Consider the following 18,926-nt stretch of genomic DNA (forward strand, 5'->3'; position numbering starts at 1 on the left):
CCTTCAACGGTGGGTTACAGAATGAACCGGCTCAGATCCGCGTTCTTCGCGAGATCGCCGATGCGGGACTGCACATAGGCTGCGTCGATCGTCACCGTCTCACTGGAGCGGTCGGGCGCCGTGAAGGAGATTTCGTCGAGAATCCGCTCGATCACCGTCTGCAGCCGCCGCGCGCCGATGTTCTCGACGGTGGAGTTCACATCCACGGCGATGCGCGCGATTGCGTCGATCGCATCCGGCGTGAAATCGACGCGCACGTCTTCGGTCGCCATCAGCGCCACGCTCTGCTTGATCAGGCTGGCCTCGGTTTCGGTCAGGATGCGCCGGAAATCGTCGACGTCGAGGGGCGAGAGCTCGACGCGGATCGGCAGGCGACCCTGGAGTTCGGGCAGGAGGTCGGACGGGCGCGAGACGTGGAAGGCCCCCGACGCGATGAACAGGATGTGGTCGCTCTTCACCGCGCCATGCTTGGTCGCCACCGTCGTGCCCTCGATCAGCGGCAGCAGGTCGCGCTGCACGCCTTCGCGCGAGACATCGGCCCCGCTTTTGCCCTCGCGGGCGCAGATCTTGTCGATCTCGTCGAGAAAGACGATGCCGTTGTTCTCGACCTCGCGGATCGCCGCCTGCACGATCGCCTCCTGGTCGATCAGCTTGTCGCTTTCTTCCGTCAGGAGCGGCCCATAGGCATCCTTGACGAGGACGCGCCGGGGCTTGCCCTTCTGGCCGAAAGCCTTGCCGAACATCTCGGAGAGGTTGATCGCGCCGATCGAGGCTCCGGGCATGCCGGGCACCTCGAACATCGGGGCGCTGGGGCCCGCACCGGCGGCGATCTCGATCTCGATCTCCTTGTCGTCGAGCTCGTTGGCGCGCAGCTTGCGGCGGAAGGAATCGCGGGTGGCGAGGCTGGCATTGACGCCGACCAGCGCGTCGAGCACGCGCTCCTCCGCGGCCAGATGCGCCTTGGCTTCCACGTCCTTGCGCCGCGTTTCCCGTACCAGCGCGATCGCGATCTCGACCAGATCGCGCACGATCGACTCGACGTCGCGGCCGACATAGCCGACCTCGGTGAACTTCGTCGCCTCGACCTTGAGGAAGGGCGCATTCGCCAGCTTGGCAAGGCGGCGCGCGATCTCCGTCTTCCCGCAGCCGGTCGGCCCGATCATCAGGATGTTCTTCGGCGAGACCTCTTCGCGCAGCGGCCCTTCGAGCTGCTGCCGCCGCCAGCGGTTGCGCAAGGCGATCGCGACCGCGCGCTTGGCGTCGTTCTGGCCGACGATGAAGCGGTCGAGTTCGGAAACGATCTCGCGGGGGGAGAAAGAGGTCATGTCAGGTCTGAATCCTGCTGGAACTGCATGATGAGGACGCCGGGCGTCCGGCCTTCGAGATGGGGGACAGCTCGGAAGCCCGCCTTGCGATAGGCGGCGACGGCGCGCCCGTTATCCGGGTCGGGATCGATCAGGATTGTCTCGTGGTCTTGGGCCAGGAGGTTCACCGCAAACTGGCGCAGCGCGGCCGAGCCGATCCCCTGCGACAGCCGCTGCGAATCGGCCAGAGAGAGATCGACGCCGACGGCCTCGGCCGGGACCTCAAGGAGCCAGGGGCTCTCGGCGGTCCATGCGGGGATCTGGTGCGGACCGATCCGCCAGACCTGGATATAGCCCGCCGGCTCGCCATCAAGCATGATCAGGAAGGGCGAGCAGGTGTCGTCACGACCTTCGATCATGTCGCGGATGTAGCCGACTTCGGTCTTCGGATCGCCCCACCACTCCTGCCAGTGCGGCTGCGCAACCCAGCGCGCGAGCAAAGGCAGATCCCCGGCCTCGACAGGGCGGAAGGCGATGTCATGGGACACCGGCGCGCTCACGCGGGCTCCGCCGGCGGCAGTTTCGCCCGCAGCCCACCGAGCGGCACGCGCGGCAGCAGGAGCCGCCGCAGGCTGCGCCACCCTGCGGACAGCGCGAGCACCACCACTGCCAACCCGAGCAGCGTCAGCGGCAAATGCAGATCTCCGGAGACGCCGCGCGAGATCAGATGCGCCACCGCGATGCCGGCATAGCTCAGCCCGGAGACGATCAGCGCCCGGCGGTCGATCACCAGCGCCACCAGCGCGAGCAGCGCGAACACCGCCAAAGTGGCGCCGGCGGCGGCCGTTCCCATGCGGCCGACATCGCCGATCGCAGCCTGCGTGACCGGGTGGACGATCAGCGGCGCAGCGAGCAGGTGCAGCCAGAAGGCGACGTCCGAGCGGCGGGTTCGACGCAGCGGATCGCTGAGGTCGAGCCGCATCGCCGCCAGGAAGATTGCGAGGCCAGCCGCGAGCGCGAGCGGATACAGATGGCCGCCGACGAAGCCTGGGGAGGCCCGCTCGATCAGCCCGGCTGCGATGGCCAGCCCTCCGAGCCCGCCGATCGCGCCGTCGATCGGCACGCGGAAGCGCCAATGGTGGAGCGCGGCCGCCAGGACCGTGCCGAGCCCGGCCCCGAGATAGCCCCAGCCATCCGCTCTTGCACCGGAGAAGCCGTCTCCTGCGACAAGCCCGATCGCGACCACGCCGAGAAAGCCGCCGGATGCGGCGAACATCAGCGCCAGCGCGATCGAGGGCAAAGCGAGGCGCATCCGGCGCGAGAACCACTCGGCCAGTCCCCAGGAGACGAGCAGCGAGGTCAAGGCGAAGACCTGGCCGAAGCCGAGGACGCTCGAAAGCCCCAGGACCGCGGCCGCCAGAAGCCCGACGCCGATGGTGACGAAAACGTCGTTGAACCCACCGATCAGACGGAAGCGCTCGTCGTCGGGGTCCGGCCGGGATGGGCTCTCGGCGCCGGGCGAGGCCGGCGACGAAGCAAGCCGCAGCCGGGCCAGATGGGCGATGCGGATCGCCTGGGCCCGGTCGATGACGCCGGCCTCGACGGCGGCGTCGAGGTCCTCTTCCAGGATCACGCCGCCTCCAGCGTTTCGATCACCAGCGAATGGTTGGTGTAGACGCAGATGTCGCCGGCGATCTTCATCGCCTTGCGCACGATCGCTTCGGCGTCGGGCTCGACATCGATCAGCGCGCGTGCCGCCGAGAGCGCGTAGTTGCCGCCGGAGCCGATCGCCATCACCGAGCCATGCTCGCTGGCCTCCGGCTCGAGCACGTCGCCGGTGCCCGAGATCAGCAGCGAAACCTCCTTGTCGGCGACCAGCAGCATCGCCTCTAGCCGGCGCAGATAGCGGTCGGTGCGCCAGTCTTTGGCGAGCTCGACGCAGGCTCGCAGCAATTGCGTCGGATACTGCTCCAGCTTGCTTTCGAGCCGCTCGAACAGCGTGAAGGCGTCGGCGGTCGCGCCGGCGAAGCCCGCGATCACCGCACCCTTGGCGAGCCGGCGCACCTTGCGGGCGTTGCCCTTCATGATGGTCTGGCCGAGCGAGACCTGCCCGTCGCCGCCGATCACGACCCGCCCGCTCTTGCGCACCATCAGGATGGTGGTCGCGTGCATCGTCGGGGCGGAGGAAGCGTCTGACATCGCGATTCGGCCTCGGCGGTTCGCGGGAGGGGAGCCGCCAACATGTTCAGCGGCGCCCGCGGTATCAAGGGGTGGCACCGCTTGCGCCCGCAGGCGACACGGGCCGCCGCGGCGATTCACGTGAAACGCCTTGCGGTCGGCAGCAGCCCTCAGGCCGCCCGCTGCAGCCCCACCCGGCCCCAGATCGCGCTCAGCCCGGAGACGAGATGGTCGATATCCGCATCGGAGTGCAGCGGCGAGGGCGTGATCCGCAGCCGCTCGGTGCCGCGCGGCACGGTCGGGTAGTTGATCGGCTGGACATAGATGTCGAAGCGTTCGAGCAGCTCGTCGCTGACCGCCTTGCACAGCACGGGGTCGCCGACCATCACCGGGACGATGTGGCTGGGGTTGGCGAGATGCGGCAGCCCGGCGGCGTCGAGGCGCCGGCGCAGCGTCGCCACCCGCTCCTGATGGCGCTCGCGCTCCTCCTGGCTCTGCTTGAGATGGCGGATCGCGGCGAGCGCGCCGGCCGCGACCGGCGGCGGCAGCGAGGTCGAGAAGATGAAGCCCGAGGCAAAGCTGCGGACATAGTCGCAGAGCGCCGCCGAGCCCGTGATGTAGCCGCCCATCACGCCGAAGGCCTTGGCGAGCGTGCCCTCGATCACGGTCAGGCGCGAGGCCAGGCCGTCGCGCTCGCTGACGCCGCCGCCGCGCGGCCCGTAGAGGCCCACCGCGTGGACCTCGTCGATATAGGTCATCGCGCCGAATTCCTCGGCGATGTCGCAGAAGTCCGCGATGGGAGCGATGTCGCCATCCATCGAGTAGACCGATTCGAAGGCGATCAGCTTGGGCCGCGCCGGATCGAGCGCGGCGAGCTTGCGGCGCAGATCGTCGGGGTCGTTATGGGCGAAGATGTGCCGTTCCGCCCGCGAATGGCGAATGCCCTCGATCATCGAGGCGTGGTTGAGCGCATCCGTCAGCACGACACAGCCGGGGATGCGCGAGGCGAGCGTGCCGAGCGAGGCCCAGTTCGACATGTAGCCGGAATTGAACAGCAGCGCGGCTTCCTTGCCGTGCAGGTCGGCGAGCTCCTGCTCCAGCAGGACGTGGTAGTGGTTGGTGCCGCCGATGTTGCGGGTGCCGCCGGCGCCGGCGCCGCAGCGCTCGATCGCCTCGTGCATCGCCGCCAGCACGGCCGGGTGCTGGCCCATGCCGAGATAGTCGTTGGAGCACCAGACGGTGATCTCGCGCGGGCCACCTTCGCCATGATAGGTCGCGCGCGGAAAACGGCCGGCCTGGCGCTCCAGATCGGCGAAGACGCGGTAACGGCCTTCGCGGCGCAGGCCGTCCAGCTCCTCGCGGAAGAAAGTCTCGTGGTCCATCGCCTGCCTCCTGCGGCGCGCGCTTTCTAAAGCCTAGGGCCGGACAGGCGAAATGGCACGCGGTGTCGCGCCCCGTCTTGACCTCGATCAGTTTTCGCGCCGCGCCAGTTCAAGGATCGCCTCCAGCAGCGCCCGGATCGCGATGCCGGCATCGGCTTCGGTCATGGCCTCCAGGGGCGAATGGCTGATGCCCTTCTCGTTGCGCACGAACAGCATCGCGGCCGGGCAGAGCGCGGCCATCGCCATCGCGTCGTGACCCGCGCCCGAGGGCAGACGTCGCGGGGTCGGATTGACGCCCATTCGGGCGATCCCGGCGCTGAGCGCCTCCTGCAGCGTCGGATCCATCGGCACCGCGGAAGCCTTGGCATAGGTGGTGATGTCGAGCCCCACGCCGCGCCGCGCCGCGATGGCGGCGAAGCGCTCCCTGACGATCGCCTCCATTGCCGCGACCGTCTCGTCGCGGGGCGAGCGGATGTCGACGGTGAAGGAGACCGCACCGGGCACGACATTGGTCGCGCCGGGTTCGACCTGGAACACGCCGACCGTGCCGACCGCCTGCTCGTGCCCGGCGGCGATTCCTTCCAGCGCCAGCGCCATCTCGGCCCCCGCCGTCAGCGCGTCCTTGCGCAGCGCCATCGGCACGGTGCCGGCATGTCCGGCCTCGCCCGTCACGCGGACGCGGGCGCGCCTCTGGGCATTGATCGCGGTGACGATGCCGACGGCCTCGTTTTCGACCTCGAGCACCGGCCCCTGCTCGATATGGACCTCGAGATAGGCCTTCACCGATCCCGGCTTGCGCGCCAGCCCGGCGATGCCGCCGGGGTCGCCGCCGAAGGCGACGAGCGCATCCGCGAGCCGCACGCCGTCCGCATCGCGCGCCTCGAGCCAGGCCGGGTCGTAATCGCCCGCCAGCGCGCCCGAGGTGGAGAGATGCGTCGGGAAGCGGACATTCTCCTCGTCGCCGAAGGCCACCACCTCAAGAGCGAAGGGCAGGACGATTCCCGCATCACGCAGCGCCTGCGCCGCGAGAATTCCGGCGACGACGCCGAGATTGCCGTCGAAGCGCCCGCCATCCTTCACCGTATCGATATGGGAGCCGATCATGACGGATGGCCCGCCAGGAACCGGACCCTCGCGTCGGCCTTGGACCGACCCCGCCGCATCGATGAAGGCGGTCAGCCCCGCGACCTCCATCGCGCCTTTCGTCCACTCGGCCGCCTGCCGGTGGGCGGGCGACAGATAGAGCCGCGTCAGTTTGCCGGGTTCGTCGGAGAAGCGGGCGAGGCCTTCGAGCGCGGCGAAGGCGCGCGCGCCAAGGACGGCGGCGGAGGGAAGCGAGGCTGCCATCATGTGGTCCTAGTAGGTCGCCCGGCCGCCCGACAGGTCGAAGACGCCGCCGGTGGTGAAGCTGTTCTCGGCCGAGGCGAGGAAGGCCACCATGGAGGCGACCTCCTCGGGCAGCAGGAAGCGCCCGCGCGGGATCTTGGCGAGCATGTAGCCGATATGCTCCTCGGTCATCTGGTCGAAGATGCGGGTGCGGGCGGCGGCGGGTGTGATGCAGTTCACCGCGATGTCCTGCGTCGCGAGCTCCTTGCCGAGCGACTTGGTCAGCGCGATCACCGCCGCCTTCGAGGCCGAATAGGCCGAGGCGTTGGGGTTGCCCTCCTTGCCGGCGATCGAGGCGACCAGCACGAGACGCCCGTAGTTGCGCTTGATCATGCCGGGGATCACCGCCTGGCAGCAATGCAGCGTGCCGTCGACATTGAGCTTCATCACCCGCGCCCATTCGTCGAGCGGATACTCCCAGGTCTTCAGATTGGCCCCGGCGATGCCGGCGCTGGTGACGAGGATGTCGACGCTGCCCTGCTTGGCCTCCAGCGCGTCGGCGGCGGCTTTCACCGCTGCCGCGTCGGTGACGTCGATCCCGAGCCCGGTCGCCGTCCCGCCGATCTCCGCTGCCGTCTTGGCGGCGAGGGCGCCGTCCAGGTCCCAGATCGCGACATAGGCGCCGCTGGCGGCGAAGCGCTCCGCCACGGCGCGGCCGATGCCCTGCGCGCCTCCGGTGACGATGGCGGTTCTTCCCTGCAGATCGATCTGGTTCATGGTCGGCCCCTGACTCGTTGGAGGCGCACCCTAGGGGGTCGAAGGCCGCAGGGACAAGATCGCGCGGGCGGCGTCGATGCCTTGCTGGTGCCGGGCCGCAACGATTCGTTTACCATGATCGCCGATCCGCTGTTGTGGCCTGGGCTGTTCCGAAGCGGGACGCGCGGCCTGTTCCCGTGCCGATCCCGCACAGGGCGCGAGATCTTCCGCGAGCCGGCGCCGCGCCGCCGCCCCGTTCCGGAACATCGCGTGATTTCAGGGGCTTTGCCGGTTAACCCGGCCTCGCGCATCGGCTGAAGAGGCCGTTCACCACCCCGCCGTCTTCGCCTTGATTCCCGCCGGCATTGCGTCATGACCAAGAGGCGCCGACCATCGGCGCGAGACGCCGCCGACTGACCTCCTCCAGGATCGCCCGAGCCTTGCCCGCCAGCCTCACCCTCCCTCGCAACACTCCGATGCCGGCGGCGCGGCCGGCCGGCATCGCGCAGCGCGACATCGGCGGCATTGCCGTTGCGCTGCTGTCTCGCAGCGCGGCGCTGGCGGAGTTGTCGGAGGCGATGAGCAGCGGCCGACACGTCAAGCTCGCCTTCTGCAACGCCAACCTCGTCAACATCGCAGCGGCCGATCCGGCTCTGCTGCGGCAGCTTGCGGGCTTCCTCGTCCTGCCGGACGGAATCGGAGTCGATCTGGGGAGCCGCCTGCTCCATGGCGACAGCTTCCCGGCCAATCTGAACGGAACGGACTTCATCCCGGCCCTGCTCGAGGCCGAGACCCGCGCGCTGACCATCGCTCTGCTCGGCGCGAGGCCCGGCGTGGCCGAGCGGGCCGCTGCGAAGCTGGCCGAGCGCTATCCCCGTCACTGCTTCCGCGTCGCCGGCGACGGCTTCTTCGACGCCGCAGGCGAAGCCGTACTGCTCGCATCCCTGAAAGCCGCCCCGCCCGATCTCCTGCTCGTCGCCCTCGGCAATCCCCGCCAGGAGCGCTGGATCGCCGAAACGCTAGGCCCGCAGCATGCGGCGGTCGCGGCCGGTGTCGGCGCGCTGTTCGATTTCCTCGCAGGCGAGGTGCCGCGCGCGCCGGAAGCCTGGCGCCGAGCGCGGCTGGAATGGCTCTACCGGCTCCGGTGCGAGCCGGCCCGGCTCTGGCGCCGCTACATCCTCGGCAACCCGCTCTTCCTGCTGCGCATCCTGCGCCAGCGCCTGCGGACCGGCAGGCCGCAGCCGTGACGCAGAGCTTCGCCATCGCGACGCCGAGCTATGCCGGCGATGTCGAGCGCTGCCGGCTGCTCTGCGCCAGCATCGACCGCTTCGTCACCGGCCACGCCGCGCATTATCTGCTGGTCGAGGATGCCGACGTCGCCCTGTTTCGCCCGCTCGAAGGCCCGCGCCGCCGCGTCATCGCCGAATTCGAGCTGCTGCCGGTCTGGCTGAAATCCTGGCCCGATCCGCTCAGCCTCGGTCGCCGTCGCGTCTGGACCGGCCCCCGCGCCCTGCTGCGCGGCGTCCCGCCGCTGCGCGGCTGGCATGCCCAGCAGCTGCGCAAATTCGCCCTGCCGCTGAAGAGCGACGAGGATGTCGTGCTCTTCGCCGATTCTGACATGCTCTTCCTGCGGCCCTTCGACGTCGCCAGCCTCGCGACGCAGGACGGCGTGCGGCTCTACCGCAAGCCCGACGGCATCGCCGCGGAGATGCGCGAACATCGCGGCTGGTGCGACAGCGCGGCGGGTCTGCTCGGCCTGCCCGCGCCGGATTTTCCGAGCCCCGACTACATCAACAACATGGTGAGCTGGCGCCGCGACAACGTCCGCGCGCTCATGGACCATATCGAGAGCACCAGCGGGCGCGACTGGGTCAGTGCCATCGCCTCGCGCCGCGGCTTCTCGGAATATGTGATCTACGGCTATTTCGTCGAACGCGTGCTGGGGCTCGACCGGGCGCGTCACTGGCCGGACCCGCGCGAACTCTGCAAGGTCTATTGGGGCGGCGAGGCCGGGGCGATCGAGGGCTTGCGCTCCTTCGAGGAAGTGCTGGAGCCCTGGCAGGTCGCCGTCGGCGTGCAGTCCTTCATCGGCGAGCCGGTCGAGGCGATCAGGGCCCTGTTCGAGACGCAGTGACGCCGCGCCCCGCCTGCGCCAGCAGCCTGTAGGTCACCGCCGCCGACAGGACATACACCGCGCCGAAGACCAGATTGAGCCAGGGAGCCCAGGCGTCGTCTGCCGGAAAGCGCAGCATCACCCAGGAGAGCAGGGCGGCCTTCAGCCCGGTGATCGCCAGCAGGAGCGCGATCCGCGAGCCGGTCCGCTCGCGCGCATAGAGCAGCTCGGCATGGTATTCGACCAGATTGCGGAAGGCCGGGACCAGAAGCAGCGGCAGGAAGAGATAGGCCGCTTCGCTGACGTTCCGGCCCAGCAGCCCCGGGAAGGGCCAGAGCGCAATGATCACCGCCAGCAGCCCGCCGATCGAGATGGTGGCGATGCCGGCCTCGACCAGCGCGAGCCGGCCGGCCCCGCCGGCGAAACCCCGGTCCTTCATGATCTTCTGGACCAGCATCTGGTTGAAGCTGCGCACGGGCATCGCGGTGAGGTCGATGACGCGCATGGCGATGGCGTAGAGCCCGGCGATGCGTTCCCCGGCCAGCGCCAGCATCAGCAGTTTGTCGAGCTCGGCCTGGACATAGAAGACGATTTCGGCCGCCCCGGCATAGACGGCGTCCGCCATTCGGCGCGGATAGAGCCGGCGGACGAAGCGCAACCGCAGCGGTGGCAGAAAGAAGATCAGCGCGAGGCTCAGCGTCGCCGTCGTGGCCGCCAGATAGGCCAAGACCCAGATCTCGAGGCTGTGCCGGCCGAAAGCCGCAAACAGCAGCGCGGCGACCGTGCGCAGCGATGAGCCGAGGATGACGAGCAGGGCCGCCTGGCGGAAGCGCCGCAGCCCGTTGTTGACGATCGCGACGACCTCGACGAGCCGCCAGCACAGGATTTCCGCGACCAGGATCAGCGCGAAGGGCAGCGCCGCGAGCCGCTCCGCGAAGAGGAAGACATAGGCCAGGGCGGCGACCGCGGCGATCGCTGGCAGCGAGAGCAGGGCGAGAGCGGAAAACCCTGCCAGATAGGCCCCCAGCAGCCGTGGTTTCACCGTCGCGACCCGGTAGACCGGCGAGACGAAGCCGAAGGCGAGCATGCGCGACAGGATGAGGCCGGTGGCCGATGCCGTTGCGAACAGACCGAATTCGCCGAGGGTCAACGTATTCGCAACGATGAGGAAGTAGACAAGCGAGATCACGAGCCGGCCGGCTGAGCCGCTCAGGATGGTGAGGTAGGCGAAAATGGCGGCGCGGTCTGGCAGCATGAGGTCCGTTTTCGCGGCGCGCAGGATGCGCGTGGGCCCGTCTGGCCCGGCTTCTGCCTCATCCGGACGGCGTCGAGGCGCCACCCTAGCCGACAGGCGTTGAACGACCCTAAACGAAACGGAACCGTCCCCGCTCATGCGACAGCCCGATCCGGATCGACACATCGACGGCCTGACCCGGCGCGCTGCGCTGGCCGCCGCCGCGGGTCTGGCCGCGACCGGTTTCGCGCAAGCCGCCGGCGTCAGCGCGGCGCGGCCGATACCCATCGGGTCGGCCGCCCAGATCGAGACCTTCCGGGCCGATCCGCGCTATCGCGAGGCGCTGAAGCGCTATTGCGACGTCATCGTCCCGATGAACGACCTGAAATGGGAGGCGCTGCGCCACGACCGCGCCCGCTTCGACTTCTCGGGCGCCGACGAGATCGTCGCTTTCGCCGAGCGCAACGGCCAGGCCCTGCGTGGCCATGCCCTGCTCTGGGGCGAGGCGCTGCCGCCCTGGGCGAGGGACATGACCAGCCGGGCCGAGGCCGAGCGCGAGCTTGTCGAGCACATCAGCACGGTCGTCGACCGCTACAAGGGCAGGATCGCGACCTGGGACGTGGTCAACGAGGTCATCCGCTTCGAGCCGCTGCCGGGTGAACCGATGCGCGACACGATCTGGCAGCGGCTGCTCGGGCCCGCCCATGTCGAGATCGCCTTCCGCGCCGCGGCCGCGGCCGATCCGAAGGCGCGGCTCGTGCTGAACGACTTCAACTTCGAGGAGCCGGGCGCCGGTACGGCGGCGCGCCGCCGCATCGCGCTCGATCTCTGCCGCCGGCTCAAGGACAAGGGCATCCCCGTCCACGGCATCGGGATGCAGGCGCATCTCTATGCCGACCGCCCGCTCGACATCGACGGGCTGGAAAACTTCATGGTCGAGCTCGGCAAGCTCGACCTCGACGTCGAGATCACCGAACTCGACGTGATCGACTGGAAGCTCCCCGCCGATGCCGCGACGCGCGACCGGGCCGCCGCGAGCCTGGTCGGGACGTTCCTCAACGCCATCGCCTCCGTCCGCCGGCCCAAGGCCATCGTCACCTGGGGCCTGAGCGACCGCTATTCCTGGATCCACGAGACCTTTCCGCGTCAGGACAAGGCTAGAGCCCGACCCCTGCCGCTGGATGCCGATTTCCGGCCCAAACCGATGATGGCGGTGCTCGACCGCTATCGCCGAGGCCAGAGTTAGCGCCCGCCGCGACAGAGCGAGCGAGACGATGTTGCCCGTGCCGAGACGCTCCCGTCCCGGCGTCCGGCGAGGACTGGAAGAGTGAAGCGTAGCGTCATGTTCACCAACGAGACCGCCGTCAGCGAGCCGGAGCCGAGGCGTGATCGCCGCGAGCGCCGGGCCGCGCCCGCGGCGGTGCCGGCCGTCATGGCGAAGCTCACCGATCCGGCCTGGGTTGTCCGGACCCTCTGGGCGCGCAAGGGGCTCATTCTGCTCTGCGCCGTCCTCGGCCTCGTGCTCGCCGCTCTGGCGAGCCTGCTCTTGCCGCCGAAATACGTCTCGACCGCCCAGCTCTTCATCGACCCGCGCGACCTGCGCGTGCTCCAGAACGAAGTCTCGCCCAACGCGACCGGTGGCGACCCGACCTCGATCACCAGCTATCTCGAGAGCCAGGCGCGCATTATCGCCTCCGATAGCATCAAGACGCCGGTGGTCTGGAGCGAGGGGCTGGACAAGGACCCGGAATTCGGTGGCGAGGCCCCGAAATCGGGATTGGGCCGCCTGATCGCCGAGTGGTGGCCGAAGAGCGGCGCGCCCGATCATGACGGGCTCGTCTATGCGCTGGCGGCCCTCGACCGGAACGTCAGCGTCCGCCGCGGCGAGCGCACCTTCGTCATCGACATCTCGGTTACCTCGCGCGAGGCCGCCAAAGCCGCCCGCATCGCCAATGCCCTGGCCGAGACCTATCTCGAAAACCAGGCCAAGGTCCGGGCCGAGGCCGCCCAGCGCGCCACCGCCTCGCTGACCTCGCGCCTCGAGGAGCTGCGCAACCGCCTGCGCACGGCCGAGGACAAGGCCGAGCGCTACAAGGAGGCCAACAACATCGTCGGAGTCGGCGCCGGCCGCTCGATGACGGAGGAGCAGCTCGCGCTCAACAACGCCCAGCTCGTCGCGTCGCGCACCCGCGTCACCGAGGCGCGCGCCAAATACGACCAGATCATCGCCACCCGTCCGGCGGGCATCGAGGCCGGCGCGATCCCCGAGGCCGTCGCCTCCAACACCATGACGGCGCTGCGTGCCCAGCTCGGCGCGGCCCTGGCCAAGGAGGCCGACCTGCTCGCCTCGCTCGGCGCCCGCCACCCCGCCCTCGCCGCCGCCCAGGCCCAGACCCGCGACGCGCGGCGCCAGATCTCGGACGAACTCTCCCGCATCGCTCGGTCCGCCAAGGTCGAGCTGGATCGCGCCGTCGAGGCCGAGCGCCAGATCGCGCGCCGTGTCGATCAGCTGACGGCCTCGCAATATGCCGCCAGCCGCGCCTCGGTCGAGCTGCGGGAGCTCGAGCGCGAGGTCGAATCCTCGCGCGTCGTCTACGACGCCTTCCTGCGTCGCGCCCGCGAGACGGGCGAGCTCGCCGGCATCGATACCACCAATGCGCGCGTCATCGGCGCCGCCATGCCGCCGCTCGAGAAAAGCGGCATCAGCCGGCGCACGCTGGCGCTGCTCGGCGGCATCGCCGGCGGCGGGGCCGGTGTCGCGCTGGCGCTCGGGCTCGCTCTGTTCGGCCCGCTGCCCCTTCCGCGGCGCCCCGTCCGACAGGCGGAGGAGAGCGAAGCGGCCCAGCCGCCTGCGGCCGCCGCTCCAGCCGAAGCGAAGCCCGTCCCGGCCCCGCTGATGGCGGTGCCATCGGCCGTGGCCGTCGCGCCGCGTCCTGCGGCGGCCAAGGCCGGCTGGCGTCGCCTCGTCGCGATCAACGGTGGGCAGGCCGAGCGCGTGCCCGATCTGCTGCGGACCGCCGCCGCCCCGCTGCTGGCGACGTTGCCGGCCGTCCGCCACCGCCGCTGGCGCCGTGATGATGGCGAGATCCGCTCGGTCTTCCAGGCGAAGACGCATCTGGTCGATGTGCTCGACAAGCCGAATGCCGGCTTCGCCAAGGCGGTGCGGACGGTGCGCTCCGCCCTCGCGGCGCAAGCTTCCGGCGGCGACCATCGGCGGGTTCTGGTGCTCGCCCTGCGTCCCCATGCGGGCGCCTCGACGCTCGCGCTGAATCTCGCGCTCGATGCGGCGCAGGCCGGCCTGCCGGCGATGCTGGTCGATGCGAGCCTGGGCGAGGAATCCCTGACCCGTATCTATGCACCGGAGGCTCAGTTCGGGCTCCACGACATCGTCACGGGCAAGGTCGGGCTCGTGCGTGCGGCGCTGCAGGACGAGGGCACCGGCCTGTTCTTCCTGCCCCGCGTCGGCCGGACCGATCTGGTCGGCGTCGAGCAGATCGGGAGCGGCTTCTTAGAGAAGGCCCGCCGTTTCGGCCCGATCATCATCGATGGCGGCGCGGTCGGGACGGACGGTCTCGCGCTTCGCTTCGCCGAGGTCGCGGACGACATCGTCCTCGTCCTGCGCGAGGGCGCGGTCGGCGAGGGCGATCTCGCCAGCGCGACGGCGGCGCTCGGCGAACAGGCCGACAAGCTGCGCGGCTTCGTCGTCAACGAGGCCTGAGCACCGGCCTCAATTCGCTTCCGGCTTGCGGTACTGCTCGTTGGCGACGCCGAACTCCGACAGCAGGCGTCCGGCCGCCACCTGTGCGTGATAGAGGCCGATCACGGCAGACCCCGTCTTCAGGCCGAGCGCGAGGCCGCGCGGCAGGCTGGCGCCGAGGAGCGCCAGCGACTTGGCCAGCACGCGCAGCCGGCCGGAGGTTCCCGGACGCAGCCGCCGCTCGATGGCCGCGGAGATCGCGCCGTTGCGCAGGGCGCGGGCCTGGATCCAGCCGAATTCGCTGCGCCGGGCCGGCATCGTCTCGCGCTGCGCCGCCTCCTGCACCCACCAGAAGCGGAAGCCGGCCGCTTTCGCCCGCGTGAAGAAATCGCTGTCGCCGCCACCGGTGAAGTCGAAACGCTCGTCGAGGAACGGGTATCCGAGCCGCTCCAGCACCTCTCGCCGGATCAAATAATTCGCGCTCGAGAACAGGATCGGAATCGGGCCTGAGGCGGCATAATGAGAGCGGAAGACCGGGTGGGCGGAGAGCCAGGCGCGCGAGGAATCCTCAAAGTCCGGCGTCACCGAGCCGCCGAACAACTCGGCCGGGGCGCTACGCGCAGCCTTCAGGAAGGCGTCGAGCCAGAGCGGCGTCGCGGTCTCGTCATCGTCGATGCCCAGAACCTGCTTCAGCGCCGGAAAGCGCGTCAGCGCGCAGCGCCAGGCGGCGTTGTAGGCCTTGCAGTTGCCCTGACGCGGTTCGACGATGACGAACCCCTTGAACAGCCCCTGCGCGAGCAGGGACGCGGCGCGTTGCGCACCAGCCTGTTCAATGCCTTCGTTCTCGACGACGATGATAGCGACATCATGCCCGCCCTGCTGGGCCGCGAGCGAGCGCAATGTCGCCTCGAGCAGGTCGGGCCGGCGAAAGGTCGGTACGCAGACGACGCTCTCGACACCCGCCAGCGTAGCCTCGGGAGAGCTGGCGAGTACGCTGAAGGGCTCCGGCGTCGTGAAGAGCGCAGCGGCGCGGTTGCGGATCGGGTCGAGGGCATTCATCGCGTCCATCATCGCCCGCCGCGCTTAAGGTTCCGTGATCGCGATGGCTGGATCGGCGGTGGACCGGGCCATGAAGCGTTGATCATGCTCGCGCGCCGCGCTTGACCCGCGCCCGCGGGCGAGGCCTTGCTGCGACTGCGGTGTGCGCCGCAGATGGTTCTCCGGCCGGGCTTCTTCCCTTGCGTCTCGCCTTCCTCACCGCACTGGTTCCCGTCGCCCGGCCCGACACCGGCTTCGAGATCGCCAATGCCGCGATCCTCGACGCCCTGCGCGGCGCCGGGCACGAGGTCACGGCCTTCGGCTTCCTGCGGCCGGGCGAGGAGCCGGCCGATCCGGACCGTTCCCGCATCATCGCCAGGACCGAGATCGAAAACGCCGTGGCGTCCCCCGGCCTGCGCCTGCGCTGGATCGCGGCCGCCCTGCGCCTGCGCCTGCCCGTCGCCTGCGCCAAGCTGCGCCTGGCGGGCGCCGGCCGCCTCGTCGAGACGGTCCGCGCCGAAGGCCCTTTCGACGCCATCGTGCTGAATTCGGTCATGCTGCCCGGCGCCTTTCCGGATCTGCTCCGTCTCGCCCCCTGCCTGCTGGTCGAGCACAACATCGAATATGTCTCGGCGGGCCAGAGCGCCAACCATGCCCGCAATCCCGTGCTGAAGCGGCTCTATCGGCGCGAGGCGCGCCTGCTGGAGCAGATCGAGCGCAGGCTCTGGCGCGACTGCCGCTTCGTCTGGACGCTGGCGGAGGAGGATCGCGCCGCCCTCGGCCCCGCGCTGGCGGCCCGCTCGGCCGCGCTGCCCCTGCTCCCTGTCGCGGCGGCGCCGGAGACGCCCGCGGTCGCCGAGCCGGAGCCGGCTCACGACGTTGGGCTCATCGGCACCTGGACCTGGACGCCCAATTTCATCGGCCTCGACTGGTTCCTGCGCGAGGTCTGCCCGCTCCTGCCGCCGGATGTGACCGTCGCGGTCGCGGGCCGGCTGCCGCCGGGCGTGACGGCACCGCCTGGCGTGCGCTTCCTCGGACGCGTCCCGGCCGCCGACGCCTTCCTGCGCTCCTGCCGGATCGTGGCTTTGACCAGCCGCGCCGGCACCGGCGTTCAGCTCAAGACGGTGGAAGCGCTCGCTCTCGGATTGCCCGCGGTCGCGACGCCGCTCTCCTGCCGTGGTTTTTCCGACATGCCGGCCAATGTCACGCAGGCCGAGGATCCCCGCGCCTTTGCGGATGAACTGGTCGCCCGGCTCGCCGCGATCCGGGCCGGCGATCGCCAGCGCCTCAATGGGGCGGCTTTCCTGGATCGTCAGCGCCAGGCCCTGGCTGAGGGGCTGGAACGGGGCCTCGCCGCGGCCCGGGCCTGAGCTAAGAGCCCGGTTTGGAGGGGCCGCGCCCGATGAGCAGCCCGAACAACGGCCCGGCGCTGATCATCACCAGGAAGACCCGGATTATGTGGTGGGCGGCCACGAAGGCCACCTCAGTGTGCAGCGCCAGCGCGATCAGGCTCATCTCGGCCAGCCCACCAGGCGAATAGGCCAGGATCAGCGGCACATGCCCATGCACCGAGACTTTCGCGACCAGCCAGGCGAAGGCGAGCGTCAGCGACAGCAGGATCACGGTCGAACCGGCCGACAGCGCCAGCACCCGCAGGATGGTGCGCGGCGCCGTGCCGACGAAGCGGCAGCCGATGGTGATGCCGAGGATCAACTGGGCGGCGTTGACGATCTCGAAGGGCGGCACCGAGTCGCTCAGACCCGAGACATGGACGATCGCGCTGACGATCATCGGCCCGAGCAGGAACTTCGCCGGCAGACGCAGCCATTCGCCCAGCACGATCCCCGCGATGCCGCAGGCGAGCAGGACGAGTTCGGCCAGGAGCGGGGTCGCGAAGACGGAGGGCCCGGCGACGCGGTTGCCGCCGATCGGCACGCCGCCGATCCACTGCACGATGAAGGGCAGCGTCATCACCACCAGCAGGATGCGGGCGGAGTGGATCAGCGCGATGATGCGCGCATCGCCGCCCTTCTCTTCGCCGAGCGTCACCATCTCGATCAGCCCGCCCGGCATGCCGGCGAAGAAGGCGGTGATCGGATCGAACCCCGCGACCTTTCTGAAATAGGCGACGCAGGCGAGGGCGCAGGCGATCATGAACAGCACGAGCCCGGCCAGCGTCGGCAGCCAGTTCGGCAGCTGCGCGATCACCTCCGGCTTGAAGCCGGCGCCGAGCATCACGCCGATCACCATCGTCATCGGCGGGCGGATGACGGAGGGGGCCGCCACCGGCCAGCGCAGCAGCGCGGCCGCCGTGCACGCCACCATCGAGCCCAGCATCCAGGGCAAAGGCAGCCGCCCCAGCACGAAGAGATAGCCGCCCAGCCCGCCGATCAGCAGCGCCAGCGCGAAGCGCCGATAGGGAAAGCGCGCCGGATGCAGCCCGCGCAAACCTTCGACGAAATCGCTCAGCAGGGTCCTCACCGCAGGCGGCCCGCCCGGCTCGCGACGCCCGGCGCGACGGCCGGGCGCGTGCTCGGGAAAGCGGATCGGGAAGCGGCCGACATGCAGGCTCCGGCGTGGTGGCGAGGCGGTGCCCTCCTAGACCGCAGGCGCGAAGCGCGAAAGTCCGGGCGGCACATGCCGCATCTGTCCCTCCGGCGCATCGCCGCGACACAACCCCGGCATGTGCGGCCGGCTCTGGCGCGACTCCGCGATTTCCTCGATCACTCTCATGGGGAAACACCCGGCCGGGCCGCGACGCCCGTTGCCGACGGTCGAGGACGATGAGCGAAGAACGGCAGACCGGGCGCGAAGATCGCCTGGCGCAAGGCGAGGGTTCGGCCGAAATCGAGCCACCCCCGCGCGTCCTCGACACGGCGGAGCCTGTCGCAAGCCGAGAGCCGCCTCCCACGCTCGAGCCGGCTGCAGCCGTGGGTGCCGTGCGTTCCCGGCGGGCCCGCCTGACGCGTTGGTGGAGCGTTGCCAGCCCCAATCTGCGCGGCTCTGCCTATATGATGGCGGCGCTCTTGGTCTATGCGGTGATGGTCGGCGCCATCAAGCATGTCGGCGGGGTGATCCCGCTGGTGCAAATCCTGCTGATCCGCCAGATCGTGATGAGCCTCGTGCTGCTCGCGATGTCGCGCGGCGGCCTGCGGCCGATGCTGCGCACGCGCCGGCCGGGCCTGCAGGTCATCCGCAGCATCCTGACGCTGACCGCCATGCTCTGCGGCTTCACCGCCGTCATCCAGATCCCGCTGGCGCAGGCGACGGCGATCGGCTTCAGCCAGGTGCTCTTCGTCACCATCGCCGCGGTCATCGTCCTGAAGGAGGTCGTCGACGCGCGTCGCTGGATCGCGACCGTGATCGGCTTCCTTGGCGTGCTGGTCATGCTCAAGCCCAGCAGCGAGGGGCTCGATACCTTCGCCCTGCTCGCGGTGGCCGGCGCGCTGCTCAATGCCGGCATCACCGTCAGTGTCCGCATGCTGGCTGCGACCGAGCGCACCGACACGATCCTGATCTGGCAGGGCATGGTGATGATGGTCGCGCTGGCCATCCCGACCTGGCTCTGGTGGGTGCCGCCCGATGCCACGCAATGGTTCTGGCTGATCGTGCTCAGCCTGTTCGGCACGGCCGGGCAGTGGCTGATCACGCGGGCCTATCAGGTCGGCGAGGCGGCAGCGCTCGCCCCGCTCGATTTCAGCCGCTTGCTGCTGGCGAGCTTCACCGGCTTCGTCTTCTTCGCCGAGATTCCCGCGCTGTCGACCTGGATCGGGGCGGCCATCGTGATCGGCGCGACGCTCTACACCATCCGCAAGAACGCCCGGACCCTGCCGCGCGAGCCGGCCGCACCCTGACGAGACCCGCCCCCTGCATTGCCCGGCAGCCGCCGCCGGGGTTA

General features: G+C 69.9%; 16 protein-coding genes. 6 read left to right on the forward strand and 10 right to left on the reverse strand.

From position 1 onward, the window contains the following. Window positions 1-14: 14 nt before the first annotated feature. From hslU to ACFPN9_RS07470, 7 genes are all read right to left on the reverse strand, one after another. Entirely contained in the window at window positions 15-1,325 is a 1,311-nt protein-coding gene (gene hslU, locus ACFPN9_RS07440; protein WP_066718955.1) for an ATP-dependent protease ATPase subunit HslU, read from the reverse strand. After that, complete coding sequence (locus tag ACFPN9_RS07445) at window positions 1,322-1,864, reverse strand: GNAT family N-acetyltransferase (RefSeq protein ID WP_245282443.1); 543 nt, start codon at window positions 1,862-1,864, stop codon at window positions 1,322-1,324. Before ACFPN9_RS07445 ends, hslU begins: the two co-directional genes overlap by 4 nt. Beyond that, on the reverse strand, window positions 1,861-2,937 hold the full coding sequence (locus tag ACFPN9_RS07450; protein WP_067994608.1) for a hypothetical protein: 1,077 nt from the start codon (window positions 2,935-2,937) through the stop codon (window positions 1,861-1,863). The genes ACFPN9_RS07445 and ACFPN9_RS07450 overlap by 4 nt, the downstream gene beginning before the upstream one ends. Then, the gene (hslV, locus tag ACFPN9_RS07455; protein WP_245282444.1) at window positions 2,934-3,503 is read right to left on the reverse strand and encodes an ATP-dependent protease subunit HslV; all 570 of its coding nucleotides are present in this window, start codon (window positions 3,501-3,503) and stop codon (window positions 2,934-2,936) included. The genes ACFPN9_RS07450 and hslV overlap by 4 nt, the downstream gene beginning before the upstream one ends. A gap of 149 nt (window positions 3,504-3,652) precedes the next feature. Next, entirely contained in the window at window positions 3,653-4,864 is a 1,212-nt protein-coding gene (gene hemA / locus ACFPN9_RS07460; protein WP_066718949.1) for a 5-aminolevulinate synthase, read from the reverse strand. A gap of 87 nt (window positions 4,865-4,951) precedes the next feature. Continuing rightward, complete coding sequence (locus ACFPN9_RS07465; protein ID WP_245282445.1) at window positions 4,952-6,211, reverse strand: allantoate amidohydrolase; 1,260 nt, start codon at window positions 6,209-6,211, stop codon at window positions 4,952-4,954. Between the two features lie 9 nt (window positions 6,212-6,220). Further along, window positions 6,221-6,967: an SDR family NAD(P)-dependent oxidoreductase gene (locus tag ACFPN9_RS07470; protein WP_066718944.1), complete on the reverse strand. Its 747-nt coding sequence runs from the start codon at window positions 6,965-6,967 to the stop codon at window positions 6,221-6,223. A gap of 419 nt (window positions 6,968-7,386) precedes the next feature. Between ACFPN9_RS07470 and ACFPN9_RS07475 the strand changes: the two genes are divergently transcribed. After that, window positions 7,387-8,193 carry a WecB/TagA/CpsF family glycosyltransferase gene (locus ACFPN9_RS07475; RefSeq protein ID WP_245282446.1) on the forward strand — a complete coding sequence of 269 codons (807 nt, stop codon included), beginning with the start codon at window positions 7,387-7,389 and terminating at the stop codon, window positions 8,191-8,193. Then, window positions 8,190-9,080: a DUF6492 family protein gene (locus tag ACFPN9_RS07480; protein WP_066718940.1), complete on the forward strand. Its 891-nt coding sequence runs from the start codon at window positions 8,190-8,192 to the stop codon at window positions 9,078-9,080. Before ACFPN9_RS07475 ends, ACFPN9_RS07480 begins: the two co-directional genes overlap by 4 nt. On the opposite strand, the gene ACFPN9_RS07485 is transcribed toward ACFPN9_RS07480, so the two are convergent. Further along, the gene (locus tag ACFPN9_RS07485) at window positions 9,055-10,314 is read right to left on the reverse strand and encodes a lipopolysaccharide biosynthesis protein (RefSeq protein WP_066718937.1); all 1,260 of its coding nucleotides are present in this window, start codon (window positions 10,312-10,314) and stop codon (window positions 9,055-9,057) included. The two genes, ACFPN9_RS07480 and ACFPN9_RS07485, sit on opposite strands and share 26 nt — an antisense overlap. Before the next feature lie 136 nt (window positions 10,315-10,450). On the opposite strand from ACFPN9_RS07485, the gene ACFPN9_RS07490 reads away from it, so the two are divergent. Then, window positions 10,451-11,539 carry an endo-1,4-beta-xylanase gene (locus ACFPN9_RS07490; protein WP_066718934.1) on the forward strand — a complete coding sequence of 363 codons (1,089 nt, stop codon included), beginning with the start codon at window positions 10,451-10,453 and terminating at the stop codon, window positions 11,537-11,539. Window positions 11,540-11,620: 81 nt separating this feature from the next. After that, entirely contained in the window at window positions 11,621-14,011 is a 2,391-nt protein-coding gene (locus tag ACFPN9_RS07495) for a Wzz/FepE/Etk N-terminal domain-containing protein (RefSeq protein ID WP_156446483.1), read from the forward strand. A 9-nt stretch (window positions 14,012-14,020) separates the two neighbouring features. Here ACFPN9_RS07495 and ACFPN9_RS07500 read toward each other — a convergent pair whose 3' ends face one another. Next, a complete protein-coding gene (locus tag ACFPN9_RS07500) occupies window positions 14,021-15,049 on the reverse strand; it encodes a glycosyltransferase family 2 protein (RefSeq protein ID WP_377816171.1) in 1,029 nt (342 codons plus the stop codon). Between the two features lie 179 nt (window positions 15,050-15,228). Here ACFPN9_RS07500 and ACFPN9_RS07505 point away from each other — a divergent pair, with 179 nt between their 5' ends. Then, on the forward strand, window positions 15,229-16,398 hold the full coding sequence (locus tag ACFPN9_RS07505; protein WP_377816173.1) for a glycosyltransferase: 1,170 nt from the start codon (window positions 15,229-15,231) through the stop codon (window positions 16,396-16,398). Between the two features lies 1 nt (window position 16,399). Here ACFPN9_RS07505 and ACFPN9_RS07510 read toward each other — a convergent pair whose 3' ends face one another. Then, window positions 16,400-17,509, reverse strand: a complete 1,110-nt coding sequence (locus ACFPN9_RS07510) for an AbrB family transcriptional regulator (RefSeq protein ID WP_245282447.1) — start codon at window positions 17,507-17,509, stop codon at window positions 16,400-16,402. Window positions 17,510-17,811: 302 nt separating this feature from the next. Here ACFPN9_RS07510 and ACFPN9_RS07515 point away from each other — a divergent pair, with 302 nt between their 5' ends. Beyond that, window positions 17,812-18,882, forward strand: coding sequence for a DMT family transporter (locus tag ACFPN9_RS07515; protein ID WP_067254853.1), 1,071 nt, complete (start codon window positions 17,812-17,814; stop codon window positions 18,880-18,882). Window positions 18,883-18,926: the final 44 nt, after the last annotated feature.

Source organism: Allobosea massiliensis (assembly GCF_042655245.1).
GTDB lineage: Bacteria > Pseudomonadota > Alphaproteobacteria > Rhizobiales > Beijerinckiaceae > Allobosea > Allobosea massiliensis.